The organism is Arthrobacter sp. 35W (assembly GCF_000482545.1).
Classification (GTDB): Bacteria; Actinomycetota; Actinomycetes; order Actinomycetales; family Micrococcaceae; genus Specibacter.
Map to the genome: position 1 here is coordinate 97,899 of NZ_KI519454.1, position 21,777 is coordinate 119,675.

Genomic DNA, 21,777 nt, shown 5'->3' on the forward strand with positions numbered 1-21,777 from the left:
TGCTCTAACGCATGACGGCTGGAGAGCGCTCAACTGATGCTTTGACCCAGAAGTGGTGCTTTGACCCAGGAGCCGAAACCATCGTCCGGAGAGCGCATTCAGCTGAAATGACCCATGCCACCGTCCCGCCATTTGTGCAGCATCATGCACTGCCGCTGCGCCATGTGGGTGGCACCATTCAACCGGAGTGCCGCCGTTCAACCGGAGCGGCGACGTTCACCCACTGACCCGGCGTGCCCCGGCCGTGCCCCGGCCGTGCAGGGGCCTCGCAGTGGACGTGCACTGCCCCTCGGTCTACTCCGGCGTCCACTTCTTCTACCAGGGCGGGTCCGCTCCCAGGCCGGGCGGGTACGTTTCCCGGCCGGGCGGGTGCATCGGGGGCCGGGCGGCGAGGCGGACGGGGTCGGGGTTGTGGGCGTGGTTGCGGCGGGGGCGTTGGAGCCGGTCCAGGGCCAGAGGCGGGGTGAACCAGGGGACCCCGTCCACCAGGGCCGCCGTCCAGCCGGTGTGGTGGAGGAGGTGGTGGTGCCAGGAGCACAGGAGCACGCAGTTGGCCAGGGAGGTTTCCCCGCCGCAGGCCCAGGGCACGATGTGGTGGGCCTCGGTCCACTGCGGGGGCCGGGTGCAGCCCGGGAACGCGCAGCCGTGGTCGCGGACGACCAGGGCCCTGCGCAGGGCCGCGGAGACCAGGCGTTGTGAGCGGCCCAGGTCCAGGACCTCCCCGTTCGTGCCGAGCACGGCCGGGATGAGGTGCGCGTCGCAGGCGGCCTGGCGGATCGAGGCGATCGAGGTGGACCCGGCGTACGGGAGCAGGGCGCTGCCCAGGCCCGAGCGCAGTTCGGCCAGGGTGACGGTGATGAACAGCTGGGGCCGCAGGCCGCCGTTGTCGGGGAGGGTGTCGGTGCGGGCGGCGAGGTGCACGCAGTCCAGCAGGGCGTGCAGCAGGGCCTGGGGGCGGGGGCGGCGGTCGCGGATGGCCTGGTCCTGCGTGCACTGGTCCGGATCGGTGCCCGGCCCCGGATCGGTGGACGTGGCGGCCTCGCCGGTGGAGGCGGCGGTGGATGTGGCGGCCTCGCCGGTGGAGGCGGCGGTGGATGTGGCGGCGTCATGGTGGGTGGGGGCGCAGCCTGTGGAAGCGGACAACCCTCCGTCCCCGGCGGCACCAGCGGTGCCGGCCCCGGCAGTCCCGCCGTCCGGGCCAGCGTCCGGGCCAGCGTCCGGGCCAGCGCCGTCCGGGCCAGCGTCAGGGCCGCGGGCCCAGGCGGGCATCTCCGCGGCCGGGGAGGAGGGCATGGCGCCGGGGATGGTGTTGATGCCGGCGGTCTGGCGGGGGTTGGTGGCGGTGCCGATCGCGGCCAGAAGCTCCTCGTAGTCGACCACGGTCAAATGTCCATCGAAGTGGACCAGTCCGCGGCGGGGCCGGGTGAAGTGGATGCCCTCCTTGGCCAGCAGCTCGGCCTCGGTGGGTTCGGTCCCGTCCGGGTCCAGCAGGTTGATGGTGCGGTGCGCGCACTGGGTGAGGATCTCGGGGCGTTCGGCCACGGCCAGGGCCGTCAACGCCTCCTCCACCGTGCGGACTTCGGGCAGGGTGATCCGGCCCCCGTCGGCCAGGTGGGAGGCCTGGGTGGTGTAGTCGGCCACGATCCGGGCGGCCTCGATCGACAGGGCCCCGGCGAAGAACGCGGCGGCCAGGGCGGGCATCCTGGGTGCGGTGGTGTGGGTGGTGAGCGGGTCGATGGTGGGGAGCAGGTGCTCTGCGAGGATGATGCGGCGGGCGGCCTCCCGGCCGGAGATCTGCAGGGTTTCGGCGAGCAGGTTGATCGGGTTCGTCGCCCCGGTCCCGGTGTACCGGCCCGCGGCGGCGCGGGCGGCGATCTCCCCGGCGTAGTGGATCTGCAGTGCGGCCAGGTGGCGGGCGAGGGATTCCAGCTGCGCGGCCCGGGTGGTGAGCTGGGCGTCGGTGTGGGCGGGCAGGTGGAGGGCGGCCGGGTCGAAGCCTGCCGGTCCTGCGGCGTCGGCGGCGGCCAGGGCCAGGCGCAGCACGGCCCGCAGATGCCCGCCCGCCACCGGCACACCCCGGCCCGGCGCGTCCCGGCCCTCCGGATCCCGGCCCGGCGCATCCCTGCCCTCCGGGCCCGCGTCGGGGCCGGCTGCCGGGCCGGGGAAGGCGGCGGGTGCGCCCGGCTCTTCGCCGTAGTCTCTGGAGGCCCCACCGCCGCCGTCAAACCAATTCATACATATATTCTAATAAACTTTGGTGCCTTCGAAAAGAGGTTTAGGGGAATCAACAAAATCTGTGGATAAACCGGCCTGCGAATAACCCTGTGGAGGACTCGGCAAATGAGAAATTGCATATATTCAGCGGTTATCGAGCAGCGGGTCCCCGGTTCTCTGGCGTCCAACCGTCGCGTTGCCACGCCGCTGAACCGCATCATCGAGGACTGGCCCGTAGTCCCTTCAATCCGGACGAGGTGCTTCAATACGAAGCGCATCAAGGCTGTCGACGTGCGTTCGGAGCCAGCGTGCCACCATTCTGATGGCCAGGTGCGTCTGGTGTTCTGTTGACTGGCGCCGATCCGGTCCGCCACCCAAGCCGCTGCTACGCGCGATTGCGAGGGCAACGCTAACCGCATGGCCATTCGATCAATTTGCCCGCCGGATTCCAAAGCCAGATATTTGTTCTGCGCACAATGGCGGGGATAATTTCAACCGACAAAGGCATAAACTCCAACGTGGCTGGCCGGTGTTGCAGCGCAGGCTTCCGTCAAGGCGCCACCATCGAAGCACTCTGCCAAGGGTGCAGATTCCTGCTGCCCACCGACCGCCGACCAGCGAGCCCGTGGTGGCGTACGGGAGCTGCAGTTCCGGCGCTGGCATCGGCGCCTGTGTCAGCTGTTTCCAGCCGGCAGTGCATCGGAAAGGTGTTGGAAACCAACTGTTTACCGTCATCTACTGACCAGTACGGTTTTGCGCTGGCACACTGGAACCACATCGACCCCTCCAGGAGGACAGCTGTGACCGTTTCCGACAACACCAATCTCCGTCTCAAAGCCGTATTGGACATTCTGGCCGCTGGAACGTGGGCGGAGGAAAAGCCCGGAGCCGGCGTCGTGCTGGCCGAGGCCATTGCGCGCGTGCCCTTGAATGCCGAGGAAGGTGAGCTGCTCAGCGGCGGCATTCCCCGCGGCCACAAGACTCTGACGACAGCGACGGCCAAGCTGGTCAAGGCGGGCTGGCTGGTCAAGGGACGTGGCGGTTGGACCATCACGGAGGACGGGCTGCGCGCAACCGTTGAATTCCCTGATGCTGCTTCCCTGACCGCGGCTCTGGCCGCCGGAACCCAGGTTTCCGCGGAGACCCCGCTCCCGGCTGCACCGCCGGCTCCTGCCGCGGAGGCTGTGGAGGCCAAGGAAGCAAAGGCTCCCGCCAAGAAGACCCAGGCCAAGAAGCCGGCCGCAAAGGCCAAGTCCACCGCAAAGGCTGAGCCCACCGCAAAGGCAGAGGCTGGGCAGCCCGCCGTTCAGCAGCCGGCGTCCGTGGCGATAGCCGGCGATTTCGGCACCCTGTTGGGTGCGAATGAGGACTGGGCGCCGCAGGCGGAGCAGGTCCAGATGAACCTGGATGAAGATGCCCAGCTGTGGAAGCTCACCGTGGCGCTGCCGCAGGGCTTCTACAAGTTCAAGGCAGTCGTCAATGGGTCCTGGGATGAGAACTATGGGGCCTTCGGTGTAGCCGACGGTTTCGACCACGAACTGCACCACGACGGCGGCGAGATCACCTTCCGCTACGACCACGCCACCAACGACGTCCTGACCACGGCGTAGGGGCCAGTAAGCCACTCATTAGGCGGCATGCACGCGCAGCTCTTGTGCGCGTGCATGCCGCCTAACCCTTTTGGGTACTGTTCCGGCATTGCGGTGATGGACCCTTTGGGTGGCCTTATCCAATTGCAGCCAACAAAGTATCTGCCTGCGGCCGGGCGAACAGTTGGTAAAGGTCAAGGAAATGCTGAGGAAAGATCTGGGGAGCCCCTGGGTGGCGGCCGTGCGCCCATCCAGCCCCGGCGGCGCGGCATGGCGCGGAACTGCACCGTGGCTGCGGTCCGGCCCTGCGGGGCCTCGTGAACGGCCTCTGTGGCCTCGATCACGACACACCGTGACGACTATCTCTTTTTGGGCTGGCACGGCGAAGTGATTTATGTATACTGGCGTTAGTTGTAGTGTTGCGCATTTCGAAGTAGAGGCGGCGACACCCGAAAGGGACGCCGCTTTTCTGAAGATAGCGGACAGGACACCGTAACTGGAGGCCCGATGGTCGGGCGGAATCTCCAAACTTCAGAAGGAAAAGAATAATGGCAACAGGTACCGTCAAGTGGTTCAACTCCGAAAAGGGCTTCGGCTTCATCTCCCCGGATGACCAGAGCCAGGATGTTTTCGCTCACTACTCCGCAATCAACTCGAGCGGCTACCGCTCCCTCGAAGAGAACCAGAAGGTTTCCTTCGACGTCGAGCAGGGCCCCAAGGGTCCGCAGGCAGTCAACATCCAGGCCATCTAATTTTTAGATCCTGAACAAAAGCAGGGCCGGCACCATGCCGGCCCTGCTTTTGTGTTTAACCCCTGACGGCTTCTGGCCCCGGCCTGCGGCGGCGTTGCATCAGCGCAACTGCTGGCGGTCATGGCACCATGGGAGACGATGAATAAGAGAGCAGGCACTGGCAGCGGACTACCAATGCCGTTGTGGCTGCAGGGCGCGATGGAATCCGCCGTCGCTGCAGTGGTTTCGGCCCTGCTGGTGATCCTTCCGCTGGTGGGCGTGTGGTGGGCGGACGGCTTTGCCGACAAGAGCCTTGCCACGCTGGCCCGTCTGGCGGGGCAGGCTTGGCTGGTGATCCATGCAGTCCCGCTGCACCTGACCTTGAATGAAGGCCCCAGTTCAGCGACGCTGCAAAGCGGCACGCTGACGTTGATTCCCTTGGGCCTGACCCTCATTCCCTTTCTGTTGTCCTGGCGGGCCGGGCGCCGGCTGGCCCGCGCCTCCTACACCGACCAGCTTTGGCAGGCGTTGCTGGGTGCGCTGGCACTCTATGCCGCCGTCGGACTGGGCACGGCCTTCATCTGCAGTGCCCCGGGTGTCGAAGCAGGGCTGGTGGCCGGCACCCTGATCCCACTGATTCCCGTGGGGCTCGGGCTGGTGATTGGCGCGCGCCGCGAGGCGGGTGCCTGGGGGCGTTTGATCGGCGTGGACGCGGTGGATTGGATTGCCACCACCAGCCAGCATTCGCGCTGGGCCGGGTCCTATATGTGGGCGGCAGTGCGTGCCGGTTTCGTGGCTGCCGCAGCATCCGTGGCCATGGCCGCCGTGCTGCTGGCCGTCAATCTGGCCATCCACTGGGCGGACATCGCGGCCGTCTACCAAGGCCTGAACTCCGGGGCGTTGGGTGGCTCGGTGCTGACCATCGCCCAGCTGGGATTCATCCCCAACTTTGTCCTCTGGACGCTCGCCTGGGCCAGCGGCGCCGGCTTCAACCTGGGCGTCGGTTCCACCGTGGGCCCGCTGGGCACGGCCGTGGCTCCGGTGCCGGCGATCCCCATCCTGGGGGCCCTGCCCGTCGGGGAGTTGTCCTGGGGCGTGGTGGCCATGGTGGTGCCCGTCCTGGCAGGCGTGCTGGGCGGCTGGTGGTTCCTCCGCGAGGGGGAGAACCACTTCGACGAGTGGCTCTCCATCAAGGTCAAGGCCCGCTGGTTCACCGCCAGCGCCTCCACCCTGGCGCTCGGCGCCGTCGTCGGAGCTGCCGCGGGCATTTTTGCCGGCGCGCTGGCCTGGCTCTCGCACGGCTCGGCCGGGCTGGGCCGCCTGACGGACCTGGGCCCCGGCTTCCTCTGGACCGGGGTCTGGGTGGCCGGCGAGGTCGCCGTCGGCGTCGTGGTCGGTTCCGTGCTGGGGCCCTGGCTGGAGCGCCTGCCGGAGAATGCCGCCGGCCAGTCCCGGGAGTCCGGCCGACGGAGCAAGACCGCCGACGACGCCGAATAGGGGACGGCCGTGCGCCTCGCCTAAAGTTGTGGCATGCGCATAGTTGTTCTTGTCTCCGGTACCGGTTCGAATCTGCAGGCCGTCATTGACGCCGTTGCCGCCGGGGACCTGCCCGTCGAGATTGCCGCCGTCGGCGCGGACCGTCCGGACACGGCCGGCGTCGCCCGCTCTGCCGCGGCCGGGATCGAGACCTTTGTGGTGAACTTCAAGGACTTTGCCGCCCGCACCGATTGGGACGCCGCACTGCTGGCCGCCGTCGAGGCCTACACACCGGACTATGTGGTGTCCTCCGGGTTCATGCGGATCGTGGCCCCAAGCTTCATCGACGCGTTCCCGGGCCGCTATGTCAACACCCACCCCGCCCTGCTGCCCGCTTTCCCCGGAGCGCACGGCGTCCGCGATGCCATGGCCTACGGCGTGAAGGTCACCGGCTGCACGGTGCACTTCGCCGACGCCGGGGTGGACACGGGCCCCATCATCGCCCAGAGCGCCGTCGAGGTCCTGCCCGTGGACACCGAGGAGACGCTGCACGAGCGCATCAAGGTGGCCGAGCGTGCGCTCCTGATCTCCGTGTTGAAGGACCTCGCGGCTCCGTTCAACTAGGCGCTGCGCCGGCGCGGCCCGCAGGGATCTGTGGGCTGCGCCACAAGAGTTCAACCCCTTGGTTGCGCCAGTCTAGGCTGTCTGGGGGCTTCGGCCCCGGCACACCGAACGCAACACCAGGGGAACTTGAAATGAAGAAGAACATGACCATTCTGGCCGCCGGCGCAGCAATGTCGCTGCTGGCCCTGACGGGCTGCGGCGGCGCAGATGGCACGACGGCGGCAGCTGGCTCCAGCGCCAGTGCTGCCGCCGCTCCGACCGCCGCCTCCGCCACGGCGCCAGCCCGGAACATTGCCGTTCCCACGCCCTTCGCCGGCATGGACAAGGACGCCACCAGCGCCCTGACGTCGTTCAGCTACTACTGGTTCGATGTCCAGAACTACGTGATGCAGACCGGCGATGCGGCACCGCTGCAGCAGCTCTCGGACCCGGCCTGCACCTACTGCAACGAGTCGGCCGCACTGTTGGAGGCCCTGTACAACGACGGCGGCTGGATGCTCGGTGGACAGCCGAAGGTCTTGAACGTCTACCCGGCCGAGGCCGCCGCCGATGGCAGCCACCAGGCCATCCTGGCGTACCGTGCGGACGCATCGACCACCTACGCCAAGGACGGTTCCGAGGCTGCGTCCACCCCGTTCCAGGCCAAGTCCACGTTGATGACCATCCAGGCAAAGTACACCGGAGGGGCATGGAAGATGCTCTCCGTCGCGCACACCCCGGATGCCGAGATCCCCGGCGCTGCAGGCTAGGCGCAGCAGACCATGGGGCCCGGCTGGGCCGGGGCGGACGCCCTAGTCCAGCCGGGTCCCCTTGGTTTCCGGTGCGGCGATGGCCATGCCGACAACTGCCACGAGCACCAGCGCACCCGTCAGGGCGAAGGTCAGCGGTAGTCCGAGCACCGGCCACAGCAGCGAGCCGAAGATCAGCGGAACCAGCCCCGCGCCCACCCGGGAAATGGTGGACGCCCAGCCAAACCCCGTGCCGCGCAGATGCGTGGGGTACAGCTCGGAAACGTAGGTGTAGAGCACCGGTATGGCCACCTGGATGACCAGACCGAAGACCAGCAGCCAGAGCTGGGCGGCGGCCGGGACGTCCAGCACCAGGGCGAAAATGACCAGCGACAGCGCCGACAGCGGGCCGGTGATCGCCAGGATCCACTTGCGGCCCACCCGCTCCACCAGCAGGGCCGCGAGCACCACGCCCAGCAGGCCAACCGCCGTCATGCCCGCGGTGGCCATGAACGCCTTGGTTTCCCCGAATCCGGTGGAGACCAGGATCGAGGGCATCCAGGTCAGCGCCCCGTAGTAGACCAGCAGAATCGTCAGGAAGAGCGACCACGCCACGGCTGTGATCCGCCAGTTGAACCGCCACAGCTCGCTGAGCTGCGCGCCGATCCGGCCCATGGACAGCTTGGGTGCCTCGCTGGGTTCGGGCAGCCGCCACGGCCCCACCGTGGCACCCGTGCGCCGGACGAGGGACTCGATGACGGCGGAGGCCTCGGCCGGGCGGCCGGCCCTCACCAGATACAGCGGCGACTCGGGCACGGCCAGCCGAACCCAGACCACCAGCAGTGCCGGGACGACCATCACCAACATTAAGGTGCGCCAGTTGCCGGTGGTGGCGATGAGCACGGCGGAAACCACCCCGCAGAGCGTGGCGCCGATGGGCCACCAGGCATCCATGGCAGTGAGGACGCGGCCGCGGTGTTTGCGCGGAGTGAACTCGCCCACCAGGGCGTAGTCCACCGGGATGCAGCCACCCAAGCCGAAGCCGGCGATGAAGCGGAAGGCGCAGAACCACACGATGTCCGGCGACGCGGCGCCGAGCACGGTGAAGATGGAGAAGATCAGCAGCGTCAGCGTGAAGGCCTTCTTGCGGCCGATCACATCTGCTATGGAGCCCCAGGCGAAGGCGCCGACGGCCATGCCGATCAGATTGGACGTGCCCACCCAGGCCGCGCCGCCGGCGTCGAGCGCCCATTCCTTGGATAGCAGGGGAATCAGATAGCCGTTGAGGGTCACATCCCAGGCATCGAACATGAAGCCAAGGCCGCCGATGAGGAAGATGCTACCCTGCACGCGCCAGCGCCACGGCAGCTCCTGCACTACATCGGCGCCGCTGGGGAGTGTGGTGCTGGTGCTCATGGATGCCTTCCGTGGTGGTGCTGCCGGTTCCCATTATCCGCCCTGCGCCGGGCCTGCACGGGCCCGCCACAGGGCTGCAATAATCGAGCCATGACGGTCTACGTCGAGTGCACCACGCCCATGGCTGCCAGCCGTGCGGAGGCGTTTGACCTGGCACGGAGCATCGATGCGCACACGGGCTCGATGGCCCGCTCACGGGAGCAGGCCATCGCGGGAACCACCACTGGACTCATCTCACTCGGCGAGGAAGTGGCATGGCGCGCGTGGCATTTCGGCCTTCCGCTGCGGATGACCAGCCGGATCTCCGAGATGGCGGCACCGCACTACTTCGTCGATGAACAGGTCAAGGGGCCGTTCCGCCACTTCCGGCACGTTCATGAGTTCACTGACGTGGGGGAGGGGTCCATCATGACGGACCGCATCGAATTCTCGGCGCCCTTCGGGCTGCTGGGCCGGGCCGTCGAAAAGCTGGTCCTTGCCCGATACCTGAAACGGCTCATCGAGGAGCGCAACCGCTACCTCGCCGTGGCCTGAGCGGAGCTTGAGGAGTCGAAACCAAGCGAGACACGCCTGTCCCGGGCGCCTGACGCGGAATCCCGTCCAGGATGCAGTTGTAGTCATGTCCCGGAAGGGAATCTGCGTCATGAATGCAGTTGGACGTCCTGGAACGGCCCCTAGCTGCCGGGCTCGGCGATGGCCTTGGAGAGGTGTCCCGCATGGCCGGCCAGGACTTCGGCCGCAGCCTCGGGGGAGAGGCCGGTCAGGACCACCAGGATGGCGGCCTTGACGGAGCCGTCCACGCTGGCCAGCGCCGCTGCGGCGGTGGCCGGGTCGGTGCCGGTGGCGCGGATGACGGTGCGCTCGCTGCGGGCTCGAAGCTTCTCGTTCGTGGCGCGCAGATCCACCATCAGGTTCTTGTAGGTCTTGCCGAGCCGCACCATCGTGATGGTGCTGATCATGTTCAACACGAGCTTCTGGGCGGTGCCGGACTTCAACCGGGTGGAACCGGAGAGGAATTCCGGGCCCACCACCGTCTCGATGGCGGTGTCGGCCGCGGCGCCCAGCGGCGAACCGCTGTTGCAGGCGAAGCCCACGGTGTAGGCGCCCGCGGCCCGGGCCTCGGCGATGGCGGCGAGGACATAGGGAGTACGGCCGGAAGCCGAGATGCCCACCACCGAGTCGTCCGGACCCAGCGCCAGGGCGGCCATGTCGGCGGCGCCGGCCTCCTGGTTGTCCTCGGCGTTCTCCACCGCCGCGTCGATGGCCACGCTGCCGCCGGCAATGACGCCCACCACCAGGGAGGGGTCTGTGCCGAAGGTGGGCGGGCATTCGCTGGCATCCAGGATCCCCATGCGTCCCGGTGTCCCGGCCCCCACGTAGATGAGCCGGCCGCCGCGGGCCATCCGCCCGGCAATCTGATCGATGGCTGCCGCAATGGCGGGGACCGCAGCGGCGACGGCGCCGGGAACCGTGGCATCCTCGGAGTTCATGACTGTGGCCAGCTCCAAGGTGTCCAGGGCCGCCAGATCGGGGTAGCGGTCGTTGGAAGCCTCTGTGACGAGGGTGCCCAGCTGTTCGCGCAGGGCGGCGTTGTTATCGATGCCATTCATGGGGTCTCCAGAGGTCGAGGGAACGGTTGATGGGGGAGGAGCTGTCTAGGCGCCGGCGAGCAGCAGGCGCGCGACGGCGGCAGCACTGACCCGGCTGGAGCCGTGGCAGTGGATGGTGCTCAACGGTGCGCGCTCCTGGGCCATGGGCAGGAGGCCTGCGTTGATGGCCACCACGCGGCGCCGGGAAACCGGGGCCAGGCCCGCGGCGGCTCCGTCTGCCGCGGTCCCGGCACCGGGCTCGGCCAGGGCGGCAACGGCGGCCAGGGTTTGCTGCTGTTCGGCGCTGGTGAGCGCATCAGTGATGGCTATGACCGGCAGATCGGCGGGAACCAGCCCGGCCAGCAGGGCCTCGGGGGTGCGTTCATGCACCGTCACGGTGGCGGACAGGGCCTGGGCAAAGAAGTTCGCGGTGGGCCCGGCGGCCATGTTGAACTCCGTGCGGGCATCGACGACGACGACGTCGGTGGTGCCGGCGGGCAGGGTGGCCGGGCCGTGGGTCGCCTCGACGGTGCAGGCCTGCTCGGCGGCATCCACCCAGCGGTAGGGGGAGCCGGCGGCAGCGCCGTCGTCGCCCGCGCCCCAATTGTCGGCGGACCACTGGGCAAAGGCAGCGACGCGTGCGCGGGCGGTCTGCAGCACCTCAAGGGGAAGGCGCCCGCTGGAGGCGGCATCGATCAGGGCGTCCCGGACCTCGACATAGCAGTCGAAGTCGTTGCCTCCACTGGAGTAGTCGTTCAGCGGGTTGCCCACGCAGAGCAAATCCGCCCCGGCCAGCATGGACAACACGGCGCCCTCGCCGGCACCCACCGTGGCGCGGATGGCGGCCATGTCCAGGGCATCGGTGATCAGCAGTCCGTCAAACCCGGTGCCGCGGAGCAGGGCCCCCATGGCCGGATTGAGCGTGGCCGGAGCTTCGCTCAGCTCGGGAATGATGATGTGGGCGCTCATCACCGAGGCCACACCGGCGTCGAACGCGGCATGGAACGGCGGCAGGTGGTGGGCGGTGATCTCGTCCATGCCCAGTTCGAGCCGGGCCGTGCCCATGTGGGAGTCGGCCACGGTGTCCCCATGCCCGGGGAAGTGCTTGGCGCAGGCGCCGACGCCGGCGGACTGGATGCCCGTGACGGCCGCGGCGGTGTGCCGGCTGACGAGGGCCGTGTTGGAGCCGAAGGCGCGCACGCCGATCACCGGGTTGAGCGGGTTGGTGTTCACATCCGCCACCGGGGCGATGGTCAGGTTGATGCCCGCCTCGTGGCAGAGCCGGCCGATCTCCCGCCCGGCAGCCTCCGTCACGGAGAGGTCGTCCAGGGCACCCAGCACTGCGGCGCCGGGCACGGTGGAGCCGTCGCGGGCCTGCAGCCGGGTGACATTGCCGCCCTCCTCGTCCACGCCGATGACGGCGCCGGGGTTGGCGCTGCGGATGGCCGCGGACAGGGCCGCCACCTGGGTAGGGGAGTCCGGGTCGATGTTGTGCGTGAAGTAGACGACGCCGGCCAGCCCGTCCAGCAAGGCCTGGTCCAGCCAGGCGGGCACGGTGGTGCCGACGAAGCCGGGCCAAATCACCGAGTTCACCAATTGCAGGAGGGCCGTAGGAACCTCGGGACGCGTCTGAATGTGGGCGCCATCACGTGCAGTCATGGTGACAGCCTACCCAGAAGTAGTGGCCTAAACTTTACATGTCGCCCTCTTCGACCAACCCCTGGAGCAAATCTGTGAGCATCTCACACCTTGACCGCGTTCCCTTCCGCCGAGCATTGATCTCGGTCTACGACAAGACGGGGTTGGAGGAGTTGGCTGCAGGCCTGCACGCCGCTGGTGTCCGCATCGTTTCCACCGGCTCGACGGCGAAGAAGATCGCCGCCGCCGGCATCCCGGTCCAGGAAGTTGAAGAGGTCACCGGTTCGCCGGAAATGCTGGACGGCCGCGTCAAGACCCTGCACCCGCGCGTGCACGGCGGCATTCTGGCCGACCGCCGCGTCCAGGCCCACATGGACACCCTTCAGGAGATGGACATCGAGGCCTTCGACCTCGTTGTCGTCAACCTCTACCCGTTCGTGGAGACTGTCCGTTCCGGCGCCGGGATGGACGACGTCGTCGAGCAGATCGACATCGGCGGACCGGCCATGGTGCGCTCCGCCGCGAAGAACCACGCCGCCGTGTCCATCGTGGTGGACCCGGCCAGCTACGGCGATGTTGTCGCCGCTGCCGAGGCCGGCGGTTTTGACCTGAAGACCCGCCGCCGCCTGGCCGCCAAGGCCTTCGCCCACACCGCCAGCTACGACACCGCCGTGGCCACCTGGACCGCCAGCCAGTTCCTCGATGAGGACGGCGACGGCGTCATCGACTGGCCCGCCTACACCGGCATGGCACTGGAGCGTTCCGAGGTGCTGCGCTACGGCGAGAACCCGCACCAGCAGGCAGCCCTCTACGTGGACAAGGCGGCCCCGGCCGGCATCGCCCAGGCCGACCAGCTGCACGGCAAGGCCATGAGCTACAACAACTACGTCGACGCCGATGCCGCCCTGCGCGCAGCCTTTGACTTCGCCGAGCCCGCCGTGGCGATCATCAAGCACGCCAACCCCTGTGGTGTGGCTGTGGCCTCCCCGGACGCCGTGGACCCCATCGCCGACGCCCACGCCAAGGCCCACGCCTGTGATCCGCTGTCCGCCTTCGGTGGCGTCATTGCCGCCAACCGCCCCGTCACGGCCGCCATGGCCTCGACGGTCAAGGACATCTTCACCGAGGTTGTCATCGCCCCGAGCTTCGAGCCCGAGGCCGTGGAGATCCTCTCCAAGAAGAAGAACATCCGCCTGCTGGCCCTGCCCGAGGGCTACGGCCGCTACCCGGCCGAGGTCCGCCAGGTCTCCGGCGGCGCGCTGGTGCAGATCGCGGACAAGGTGGACGCCGACGGCGACAACCCCGCCAACTGGACGCTGGCCGCCGGCGAGGCAGCCGATGAAGCCACGCTGGCCGACCTCGTCTTCGCCTGGACCGCCGTCCGCGCCGCCAAGTCCAACGCCATCCTGCTCGCCAGCAACGGCGCCGCAGTGGGCATCGGCATGGGCCAGGTCAACCGCGTTGACTCCTGCAAGCTGGCCGTGGAGCGGGCCAACACCCTCGGCGTTGCCGTTGAGGGCGCCGACGCTCCGGGCGGTGCCGCCGGCGCTGCCGAGGGCTCCGTCTCCGCCAAGCGTTCCATCGGCGCCGTCGCGTCCTCGGATGCGTTCTTCCCGTTCGCCGATGGGCTGCAGATCCTGCTCGACGCCGGCGTGAAGGCCGTGGTCCAGCCCGGCGGCTCGGTGCGCGATGAAGAGGTCATCGCCGCCGCCAACGCCGCGGGCATCACCATGTACTTCACCGGCGCCCGCCACTTCTTCCACTAGGAAGCCCCTTCGGGGCCCGTCCCGCCAACCGGGACGGGCCCCGAAGACTTTCAACAACCAACAGCAGCACCTACGGAACGCTGGCAAGTACTGTCGCAAAGGCGGGGCATGGCGGTGTTTCGGGTAAGTTAGACCCGTTGAGATAACACCAGATTTGCGAAGAAAATCCGTCGTGAGTCCGCAGAGATTCTTAGGAGATGCCACAACAATGGCCAAGATTATCTATACCCACACCGATGAAGCCCCGATGCTGGCAACGTATTCGCTCCTGCCCGTCATCCAGGCGTACGCGTCGACCGCAGGTGTGGAAGTGGAAACCCGCGATATCTCCCTCTCGGGCCGCATCATTTCCGCATTTGGGGACCACCTGCGCGAAGACCAGCGCGTTGCCGATGCTCTGGCCGAACTGGGCGATCTGGCCAAGAAGCCCGAAGCCAACATCATCAAGCTGCCGAACATCAGCGCGTCGATCCCGCAGCTGAAGGCCGCCATCGCCGAGCTCCAGGGCCAGGGCTTCGCCCTCCCGGACTACCCGGACGATCCCTCCACCGATGAGGACAAGGACATCCGCGCCCGCTACGACAAGATCAAGGGCAGCGCCGTCAACCCCGTCCTGCGCGAGGGCAACTCGGACCGCCGCGCCCCGCTGTCGGTGAAGAACTACGCCCGCAAGAACCCGCACACCATGGGTGCCTGGTCCGCCGATTCCAAGACCAACGTGGCCCACATGACCGCCGGCGACTTCCGCTCCAACGAGAAGTCCGTGGTCATCGCCGCCGATGACAAGATCAAGATCGAGTTCGTTGCCGAGGACGGCGCCGTCTCCACCCTGAAGGACTTCTTCCCGGTGCTGGCCGGCGAAGTGGTGGACGGCACCGTGATGCGCGCCGCCGCCCTGGACTCCTTCCTGGCCGCCCAGGTGGCCCGCGCCAAGGAAGAGGGCATCCTCTTCTCCGCACACCTGAAGGCCACCATGATGAAGGTCTCCGACCCCATCGTCTTCGGCCACGTGGTCAAGGCCTACTTCCCGGAGCTGTTCGCCAACTACGGTGAGGCACTGGCCGCCGCCGGCCTGAGCGCCAACAACGGCCTGGCCTCCATCATTGCCGGCCTGGGCAACCTGCCCGAGGACGTCCGTGCAGGCGTCGAGGCAGCCATCGCCGCCGGCTACGCCGAGGGCCCCGCCCTGGCCATGGTGGATTCCGACAAGGGCATCACCGGTTTGCACGTGCCCAGCGACATCATCGTTGACGCCTCCATGCCGGCCATGATCCGCACCTCCGGCCACATGTGGGGCCCGGACGGCGCCGAGGCCGACACCCTGGCCGTCATCCCGGACAGCTCCTACGCCGGCGTGTACCAGGTCGTCATCGACGACTGCCGCGCCAACGGCGCCTACGACCCCACCACCATGGGCACCGTGCCCAACGTGGGTCTGATGGCCCAGGCCGCCGAGGAGTACGGCAGCCACGACAAGACGTTCGAAATCCAGGCTGCCGGCACCGTGCAGGTACTCAACGCCGCCGGCAAGGTGCTGATCTCCCACGAGGTTTCCCCCGGGGACATCTGGCGCGCCTGCCAGACCAAGGATCTGCCGATCCGCGACTGGGTCAAGCTGGCCGTCACCCGTGCCCGCGCCTCCGCCACCCCCGCCGTCTTCTGGCTGGATGAGGAGCGCGCCCACGACGCCAACCTGATCGCCAAGGTCAAGGCCTACCTGCCCGAGCACGACACCGAGGGCCTGCAGATCGAGATCATGTCCCCGGAGAAGGCCACAGCCTTCACCCTGGAGCGCATCCGCCGCGGCGAGGACACCATCTCCGTCTCCGGCAACGTGCTGCGCGACTACCTGACGGACCTGTTCCCGATCCTCGAGCTGGGCACCAGCGCCAAGATGCTCTCCGTGGTTCCGCTGATCAACGGTGGCGGCCTCTTCGAGACCGGCGCCGGCGGCTCCGCCCCGAAGCACGTCTCGCAGCTGCTGAAGGAAAACCACCTGCGCTGGGATTCCCTGGGCGAGTTCCTGGCCCTGGCCGTCTCCTTCGAGCACCTGGCCACCACCACCGGCAACGCCCGCGCCCAAGTGCTGGCCGATACGCTGGACCGCGCCACGGGAACCTTCCTGCTGGAGAACAAGTCCCCCAAGCGCAAGGTTGGCGAGATCGACAACCGCGGCAGCCACTTCTTCCTGGCCAAGTACTGGGCCCAGGAATTGGCCGAGCAGACCGTCGACGCCGAGCTCGCGAGCGACTTCGCGGCCATCGCCGGCGCCCTGTCCGCCAACGAGGAGGCCATCACGGCAGAGCTGCTCGCTGTACAGGGTTCCCCCGTTGACATCGGCGGCTACTACCGCCCGGACGAGGAGAAGGCTGCAGCCATCATGCGCCCCTCGGCCACGCTGAACGAGGTTCTCTCCACCCTGGGCTAGACCCGGGATGCACGACGGCGGTGCGCGGCCCACTTTGGTGGGCGGCGCACCGCCGTCGCTCTTTAAGTGCCACCTTCTTCCAAGCGGCCGTTTCCGTTATCCGATCTTTATGGATTTCTGCACATAAATGTGTTGCACGCCACATTCCTGCAGGTAGTCTCAGGGAACGTAATTCGGAACGAGCACTGGGACAAGGATGTCTCGGTGCCGCAGATGCGCTTGGAAGGCAGATCTATGTACCGAAAGAAAGTCATCACCAGCCTGGCAGTTGCCGCCACACTTGGCATGCTGCTCTCATCCTGCGCCAACCAGGCGTCAACGGGCGGGGCGACCACTGGGAGTGGAAACCGAATCGATATTCCCGCCCTCACCAAGATCGATACACCTGCAGGCGCGGTCCTCCCGGCCGGCGACGGCAAGGGAACCTGTCCGTCCACCACCACTCTGGGCTACATCGGTGCCGAAACCGGCGCCAATGCCCAGCTGGGCATTAACATTTTCAACGGCATCCAGTTGGCCATCAATGAGCACAACGCGGCAAATGCCGGCTGCCAGGTCCAGTTCAAGAAGTTCGACACCGAGGGCGATCCCAACAAGGCCACCGGCCCTGTCGCCCAGGCAGTCAGTGAAGCGGACATCATCGGCGTCATCGGCCTCCCGTTCTCCGGTGAATCCAAGGCCACGGGCAACATCTTCGAGCAGCAGGGCCTGGTGCACATCACGCCGTCGGCCACCAACCCGACACTGACCGAAAACGGCTGGACCACCTTCTTCCGTGGTCTGGGCAATGACGCAGTCCAGGGCCCGGCCGCCGCGAAGTTCCTCACCGGCAAGCTGGAGGCCAAGAAGGTCTACCTGGTCCAGGATGACTCGGACTACGGCATCGGCCTGGGCACGGCAACTTCCGCAGCGCTGGGCAGTGCACTGGCCGGCACCGACAAGGTCACCACGGGGCAGAAGGACTTCTCCGCCGTAATTTCCAAGATCATCAACTCCAAGGCTGACGCCGTCTTCTACTCGGGCTACTACGCCGAGGGTGCGCCGTTCGACCAGCAGCTGGTGGGCAAGGGCTTCACCGGAACGTTTGTTGGCCCGGATGGTGTGAAGGATGACCAGTTCGTCAAGCTGGCCGGCGATGCCTCCAACAACGCCTACTTCACCTGCCCCTGCATCCCGGGTGAGCTGATCCCGACCTTTGAAAGCGCCTACAAGAAGCTGGCAAACGCCGAGCCCGGAACGTACTCCATTGAGGGCTACGACGCCGCCACGGTGCTGCTGGCAGGCATCGACAAGGGCAAGCAGGACAGGGCTTCGCTGAAGGACTGGGTCAAGAACTACGACGCAGATGGTCTGAGCAAGCACTACAAGTGGAATGACAAGGGCGAGCTCCAGGCCCCCACGGTGTACGGCTACAAGATTGCCGCCGGCAAGATCGTTCCGATCGGGCCGATCGGCGAGTAGCGGAAAGCCAAAGAGGAAATGCTGTGGGGCGCGCAATCGATGCCCCACAGCATTTTCTTTGGAGACCGCCAGGGCGCAATGCCCGTCCCCTCGTCCCTGATGCAGGCACCCGGCACACACTCCGTGCCGCGTGCAGCGTCTTCCGGTCCGTAACCCGTTCAGGATGTGACCATGCTAAGTACACTCGCTATGTCCGTACCCGCGGATAGCAATTGGATCAATTTCGATGTTCCAGCCCTTATCCAAAACTTCTGGAGCGCCACCTTTGACGGGCTGACCTTCGGAGCCATCTACGCCCTCGTGGCGCTCGGTTACACGCTGGTCTACGGCGTGCTCAACCTCATCAACTTTGCCCACTCCGAAGTCTTCATCGTTGGTTGCTACGGTGTGTTCTTCACGCTGAGCTTTCTGGGCTTCGGGCCCTCCGTCCCCAACCTGGACTTCTGGTCCATTGTGCTGAATCTGGTGCTCGCACTGGTCGTCGCGATGGTGGCGTCGGCCCTGACAGCCTTCGTTGTGGAGCGGGTGGCCTACAAGCCACTGCGCAAGCGCAACGCCCCGCGCCTGGTCTTTCTGATCACGGCCATTGGCGTTTCCTTCAGCATCCAGTACCTGATCTTCCTCTGGCGCGGCCCCAACCCTGAGGTTGCCCTGACCATGTTCCGCCCCACACCCATCTTTGACGTCTTCGGCACCATCATCGACTCGCAGCAGCTGGTGATTGTGCTCGCCGCCGTCGTAATGATGGTCTTCACCGACCAGTTCATCAGCCGATCCCGGACCGGCCGCGGCATCCGCGCCGTGGCCCAGGATCCGGATACGGCCACGCTCATGGGTGTCAACAAGGAACGCATCATCATCACCACCTTCATCATCGGTGGCCTGCTGGCCGGCGCCGCGGCTCTCTTCTACGTGATGAGGATCCCTTCCGGCGTGCAGTACAGCGGCGGATTCGTGCTCGGCGTCAAGGCCTTCGCCGCAGCTGTTCTGGGCGGCATCGGCAACGTCCGCGGCGCCCTGCTCGGTGGACTGCTGCTGGGCCTGATCGGCAACTACGGCCAGATCCTGCTGGGCAGTTCGCAGTGGACGGACGTCGTGGCTTTCGTAGTCCTGGTCCTGGTGCTGCTGGTGCGGCCCGAGGGCATCCTGGGCACCTCCCTTGGAAGGAGCAAAGCATGAGCATGGTAGATGGACCCACTCCGCTGCCGGGGGCTAAAGCGAGCCAGGCAGCCGAGGATCGCGAGGCCGCCAAGTCCGGCCCGGGGACCAGCGCAGACGCTCCCAGGGGCGGCATGTTCAAATCATTCGGTGCACGTTGGAACGCGCTGCCCCGCCAGCAGCAGTGGGCCTGGCTGACGATCGTGGTGGTGCTGGCCTACCTGCTGCCGGTCATCAATCCGCCGTTGATCAGCACCGAACCCGGCAACAACTTTGCATTGGCCTGTTTCGACATGGCCCGGTTTGCCCTGATCGCCGTCGGCCTGAACGTGGTGATTGGCTACGCCGGCCTGCTCGACCTGGGGTATGTGGCCTTCTTCGCCGTCGGCTCCTACACCGCGGCCATGCTGACGAGCCCGGATTCAACCTTCCTGAAGATCCCGTACCTGTGGACAGTGCCGGTGGCCATGGCCGTCGCCATGTTCTTCGGCGTGGTGCTGGGGGTGCCAACGCTGAGGCTGCGCGGCGATTATCTGGCCATCGTGACGCTGGGCTTCGGTGAGATTGTCCGCCTGCTGGCCACTCTGATCCCGGCCATGAACGGCCAGGTCGGTTTCCAGAACGTGGGCCATCCGCCCGGACTGGAGGCCGATGGCACACCCATCTTCTCCAACGCGAATGGAACGCCCTGGTACTGGCTGGTGCTGACGGTGTTGATCATCGTGCTGCTGCTGGCTGGCAATTTGGAACGCAGCCGTGTGGGCCGTGCCTGGATCGCCATCCGCGAGGATGAGGACGCCGCCGAAATCATGGGCGTTCCCACGTTCAAGTACAAGGTCTGGGCGTTCGCCATCGGCGCCGGTGTGGGTGGGCTCTCCGGAGCACTGTTTGCCGGCCAAGTGGGCTTTGTGAACAACCAGAAGTTCGACGTCGTCACCTCCATCCTGTTTGTCGCCGCCGTCGTCCTCGGTGGCGCCGGCAACAAGGTCGGCGCCGTCCTTGGCGGTGCGCTGGTCAGCTACATTCCCCTGCGCTTCACGGCCATTGCGGAATACAAGTACCTGATCTTCGGCGTCGCCCTGGTGCTGATCATGATCTTCCGGTCCCAGGGTCTGCTGCCGGCCCGCCAGCGTCTGCTGGCCTACGGCCGGTTGGCCTACAACCGGGTGGCTGCGTCCGGCAAGGGGGGCACGCCGCCCTCCGGAGGCGCCCCGGGAACTGCTACATCAACGGAGGCTGGCGCATGAGCACCACGGAACCGGAAATGGCTCCGGAGAACGAACGCGGGCGGTCCAGCGATGCGCCGGAGATCGACGAGGCCATGATGGCCGAGCAGGGCATCGACATGGAGGTGGCCGAGGCCGTCGCCCCGGACCGCGAGATCGCCGTCGAGGTTGGCGACAAGCTGGTGGAGGTCCAAAACCTCACCATCAAGTTTGGCGGCCTCGTGGCGCTGGACAACGTCTCCTTCGACATCAAACGCGGAGAGATCCTCGGCCTGATCGGACCCAATGGGGCCGGCAAGACCACGTGCTTCAATGCCATGACCGGCGTCTACAAGCCCACCAGCGGCAAGATCCTCCTGGAGGGTACGTCCATTGGTGGGCAGAAGCAGCACAAGATCACCCGCATGGGCTTGGCCCGCACCTTCCAGAACATCCGCCTCTTCGGCGAAATGACGGCTCTGGAAAATGTCGTGGTGGGCCTCGACGCCCGGCACAGGACCAGTGTGGGTGGGGCGCTGCTGCGCCTGCCCCGGCACATCCGCGAGGAGAAGAGCGCCATCGAACGGGGCATGGCCCTGCTGGAGTTTGTGGGCGTGGCCGACCACGCCGCAACCCTGTCGCGGCACCTCTCCTACGGACACCAGCGCCGCCTGGAGATCGCACGGGCCCTGGCCACCGATCCCAAGGTGCTGTGCCTGGATGAGCCGGCCGCCGGATTCAACCCGGCGGAGAAGGAGGATCTGATGGCCCTGATCCGCACCATCCGCGGAGACGGGTACACGGTGCTCCTCATCGAACATGACATGAAACTTGTCATGGGCGTGACGGACCGCATTGTGGTGTTGGAATTCGGCAAGAAGATTGCCGACGGCATTCCGTCAGCCATCCGCGAGGATCCGCGGGTTGTTGCGGCCTACCTAGGGGAGCCCGAAGATGACGTTGCTTGAGTTGAAAGATGTCTCCGTCCACTACGGGCGGATCAGAGCCATCAACAAGATGTCCTTCGCCGTGAACGAGGGCGAGATCGTGTCGCTGATCGGTGCCAATGGTGCCGGCAAGACCACCACGATGAAGACCATCTCCGGCCTGCTGACACCGTCCCACGGAAGCATCTCCTTCGCTGGGCAGGACATCACCAAGATGAAGGCCCACATCCGCGTGGTGCAGGGGATCTCCCAGGCGCCCGAGGGTCGTGGCATCTTCCCCGGCATGACAGTGCTGGAGAACCTGGACATGGGGACCTTCGGCCGCAGGGACAAGACCGGCGTCCCTGCGGATCTGGAGCGGGTCTTTGACCTCTTCCCCCGATTGAAGGAACGGCAGAAGCAGTACGGCGGCACCATGAGCGGCGGCGAGCAGCAGATGCTGGCCATTGGCCGAGCCCTGATGTCCAACCCGAAGCTGCTGCTGCTGGACGAGCCCTCCATGGGCCTGGCACCCCAGTTCATCCGGCAGATCTTCAAGATCATCACCGAGATCAACAAGCAGGGGACCACCATCCTGCTCGTGGAGCAGAACGCCAACCAGGCCCTTGCCCGGGCCGACAGGGCGTTCGTCCTCGAAACGGGGGAGATCACGCACAGCGGAACCGGCAAGGAACTGCTGGTCAACCCGGCCATCAAGGAGGCCTACCTGGGCGTCGGCTGATCCCCGCTCCCACCGATTCACGGCACCACAGCAGGGCGCATTCCGGAGGTTCCGGGATGCGCCCTGTTGTTTGTCCGGATCCTTTG

17 protein-coding genes are annotated in these 21,777 nt (G+C 66.7%); 13 read left to right on the forward strand and 4 right to left on the reverse strand.

Annotated features, from left to right (window positions below; genetic code table 11):
* Positions 1–315: 315 nt before the first annotated feature.
* Complete coding sequence (locus tag K254_RS24625; protein ID WP_026553736.1) at positions 316–2,235, reverse strand: HNH endonuclease signature motif containing protein; 1,920 nt, start codon at positions 2,233–2,235, stop codon at positions 316–318.
* Between the two features lie 779 nt (positions 2,236–3,014).
* On the opposite strand from K254_RS24625, the gene K254_RS0100480 reads away from it, so the two are divergent.
* The 5 genes from K254_RS0100480 (at position 3,015) to K254_RS0100500 (ending at position 7,383) form a co-directional block, all read left to right on the forward strand.
* Entirely contained in the window at positions 3,015–3,824 is an 810-nt protein-coding gene (locus K254_RS0100480) for a pullulanase X25 domain-containing protein (RefSeq protein WP_035748819.1), read from the forward strand.
* Positions 3,825–4,351: 527 nt separating this feature from the next.
* Positions 4,352–4,555, forward strand: coding sequence for a cold-shock protein (locus tag K254_RS0100485; RefSeq protein ID WP_026553738.1), 204 nt, complete (start codon positions 4,352–4,354; stop codon positions 4,553–4,555).
* 138 nt (positions 4,556–4,693) lie between these two features.
* Entirely contained in the window at positions 4,694–6,031 is a 1,338-nt protein-coding gene (locus K254_RS20970) for a cell division protein PerM (RefSeq protein ID WP_051388600.1), read from the forward strand.
* A 33-nt stretch (positions 6,032–6,064) separates the two neighbouring features.
* Positions 6,065–6,634: a phosphoribosylglycinamide formyltransferase gene (purN, locus tag K254_RS0100495; protein WP_026553739.1), complete on the forward strand. Its 570-nt coding sequence runs from the start codon at positions 6,065–6,067 to the stop codon at positions 6,632–6,634.
* 131 nt (positions 6,635–6,765) lie between these two features.
* Positions 6,766–7,383 (forward strand): DUF6318 family protein, encoded by a 618-nt coding sequence (locus K254_RS0100500; RefSeq protein ID WP_026553740.1) that lies wholly within the window; start codon positions 6,766–6,768, stop codon positions 7,381–7,383.
* A gap of 42 nt (positions 7,384–7,425) precedes the next feature.
* Here the strand turns inward: K254_RS0100500 and K254_RS0100505 are convergent, their stop codons facing one another.
* The gene (locus K254_RS0100505) at positions 7,426–8,778 is read right to left on the reverse strand and encodes an MFS transporter (protein ID WP_026553741.1); all 1,353 of its coding nucleotides are present in this window, start codon (positions 8,776–8,778) and stop codon (positions 7,426–7,428) included.
* A 90-nt stretch (positions 8,779–8,868) separates the two neighbouring features.
* Between K254_RS0100505 and K254_RS0100510 the strand changes: the two genes are divergently transcribed.
* Positions 8,869–9,312 carry an SRPBCC family protein gene (locus K254_RS0100510; protein ID WP_026553742.1) on the forward strand — a complete coding sequence of 148 codons (444 nt, stop codon included), beginning with the start codon at positions 8,869–8,871 and terminating at the stop codon, positions 9,310–9,312.
* A 140-nt stretch (positions 9,313–9,452) separates the two neighbouring features.
* On the opposite strand, the gene murQ is transcribed toward K254_RS0100510, so the two are convergent.
* Both murQ and K254_RS20975 read right to left on the reverse strand, forming a co-directional pair.
* Entirely contained in the window at positions 9,453–10,388 is a 936-nt protein-coding gene (gene murQ / locus K254_RS0100515; protein ID WP_026553743.1) for an N-acetylmuramic acid 6-phosphate etherase, read from the reverse strand.
* A gap of 45 nt (positions 10,389–10,433) precedes the next feature.
* The gene (locus K254_RS20975; RefSeq protein WP_081709791.1) at positions 10,434–12,026 is read right to left on the reverse strand and encodes a glycoside hydrolase family 3 protein; all 1,593 of its coding nucleotides are present in this window, start codon (positions 12,024–12,026) and stop codon (positions 10,434–10,436) included.
* Positions 12,027–12,100: 74 nt separating this feature from the next.
* Between K254_RS20975 and purH the strand changes: the two genes are divergently transcribed.
* The 7 genes from purH to K254_RS0100555 all read left to right on the forward strand — a co-directional run bounded on the left by purH (position 12,101) and on the right by K254_RS0100555 (position 21,691).
* Complete coding sequence (gene purH / locus K254_RS0100525) at positions 12,101–13,771, forward strand: bifunctional phosphoribosylaminoimidazolecarboxamide formyltransferase/IMP cyclohydrolase (protein WP_026553744.1); 1,671 nt, start codon at positions 12,101–12,103, stop codon at positions 13,769–13,771.
* Positions 13,772–13,979: 208 nt separating this feature from the next.
* Positions 13,980–16,199, forward strand: coding sequence for an NADP-dependent isocitrate dehydrogenase (locus K254_RS0100530; RefSeq protein ID WP_026553745.1), 2,220 nt, complete (start codon positions 13,980–13,982; stop codon positions 16,197–16,199).
* A gap of 234 nt (positions 16,200–16,433) precedes the next feature.
* Positions 16,434–17,660: a branched-chain amino acid ABC transporter substrate-binding protein gene (locus tag K254_RS0100535; protein WP_026553746.1), complete on the forward strand. Its 1,227-nt coding sequence runs from the start codon at positions 16,434–16,436 to the stop codon at positions 17,658–17,660.
* Positions 17,661–17,849: 189 nt separating this feature from the next.
* The gene (locus tag K254_RS0100540) at positions 17,850–18,839 is read left to right on the forward strand and encodes a branched-chain amino acid ABC transporter permease (protein WP_442853033.1); all 990 of its coding nucleotides are present in this window, start codon (positions 17,850–17,852) and stop codon (positions 18,837–18,839) included.
* Entirely contained in the window at positions 18,836–20,065 is a 1,230-nt protein-coding gene (locus K254_RS20980; protein WP_035748820.1) for a branched-chain amino acid ABC transporter permease, read from the forward strand. Before K254_RS0100540 ends, K254_RS20980 begins: the two co-directional genes overlap by 4 nt.
* Positions 20,066–20,139: 74 nt before the next feature.
* Entirely contained in the window at positions 20,140–20,991 is an 852-nt protein-coding gene (locus K254_RS0100550) for an ABC transporter ATP-binding protein (RefSeq protein WP_269209023.1), read from the forward strand.
* The gene (locus tag K254_RS0100555) at positions 20,978–21,691 is read left to right on the forward strand and encodes an ABC transporter ATP-binding protein (protein ID WP_026553749.1); all 714 of its coding nucleotides are present in this window, start codon (positions 20,978–20,980) and stop codon (positions 21,689–21,691) included. The genes K254_RS0100550 and K254_RS0100555 overlap by 14 nt, the downstream gene beginning before the upstream one ends.
* Positions 21,692–21,777 lie beyond the last annotated feature (86 nt).

What these genes read in the sequence shown, in the direction of transcription:
- murQ (WP_026553743.1), bottom strand. Translation starts at nt 10,388, where the DNA reads ATGAATGGCATCGATAACAACGCCGCCCTGCGCGAACAGCTGGGCACC.
- K254_RS0100540 (WP_442853033.1), top strand. Translation starts at nt 17,850, where the DNA reads ATGTCCGTACCCGCGGATAGCAATTGGATCAATTTCGATGTTCCAGCC.
- K254_RS0100550 (WP_269209023.1), top strand. Translation starts at nt 20,140, where the DNA reads ATGATGGCCGAGCAGGGCATCGACATGGAGGTGGCCGAGGCCGTCGCC.
- K254_RS0100535 (WP_026553746.1), top strand. Translation starts at nt 16,434, where the DNA reads ATGTACCGAAAGAAAGTCATCACCAGCCTGGCAGTTGCCGCCACACTT.
- K254_RS0100485 (WP_026553738.1), top strand. Translation starts at nt 4,352, where the DNA reads ATGGCAACAGGTACCGTCAAGTGGTTCAACTCCGAAAAGGGCTTCGGC.
- K254_RS0100530 (WP_026553745.1), top strand. Translation starts at nt 13,980, where the DNA reads ATGGCCAAGATTATCTATACCCACACCGATGAAGCCCCGATGCTGGCA.
- K254_RS0100500 (WP_026553740.1), top strand. Translation starts at nt 6,766, where the DNA reads ATGAAGAAGAACATGACCATTCTGGCCGCCGGCGCAGCAATGTCGCTG.
- K254_RS0100510 (WP_026553742.1), top strand. Translation starts at nt 8,869, where the DNA reads ATGACGGTCTACGTCGAGTGCACCACGCCCATGGCTGCCAGCCGTGCG.
- K254_RS24625 (WP_026553736.1), bottom strand. Translation starts at nt 2,235, where the DNA reads ATGAATTGGTTTGACGGCGGCGGTGGGGCCTCCAGAGACTACGGCGAA.
- K254_RS20980 (WP_035748820.1), top strand. Translation starts at nt 18,836, where the DNA reads ATGAGCATGGTAGATGGACCCACTCCGCTGCCGGGGGCTAAAGCGAGC.
- K254_RS20970 (WP_051388600.1), top strand. Translation starts at nt 4,694, where the DNA reads ATGAATAAGAGAGCAGGCACTGGCAGCGGACTACCAATGCCGTTGTGG.
- purN (WP_026553739.1), top strand. Translation starts at nt 6,065, where the DNA reads ATGCGCATAGTTGTTCTTGTCTCCGGTACCGGTTCGAATCTGCAGGCC.
- K254_RS20975 (WP_081709791.1), bottom strand. Translation starts at nt 12,026, where the DNA reads ATGACTGCACGTGATGGCGCCCACATTCAGACGCGTCCCGAGGTTCCT.
- K254_RS0100555 (WP_026553749.1), top strand. Translation starts at nt 20,978, where the DNA reads ATGACGTTGCTTGAGTTGAAAGATGTCTCCGTCCACTACGGGCGGATC.
- K254_RS0100505 (WP_026553741.1), bottom strand. Translation starts at nt 8,778, where the DNA reads ATGAGCACCAGCACCACACTCCCCAGCGGCGCCGATGTAGTGCAGGAG.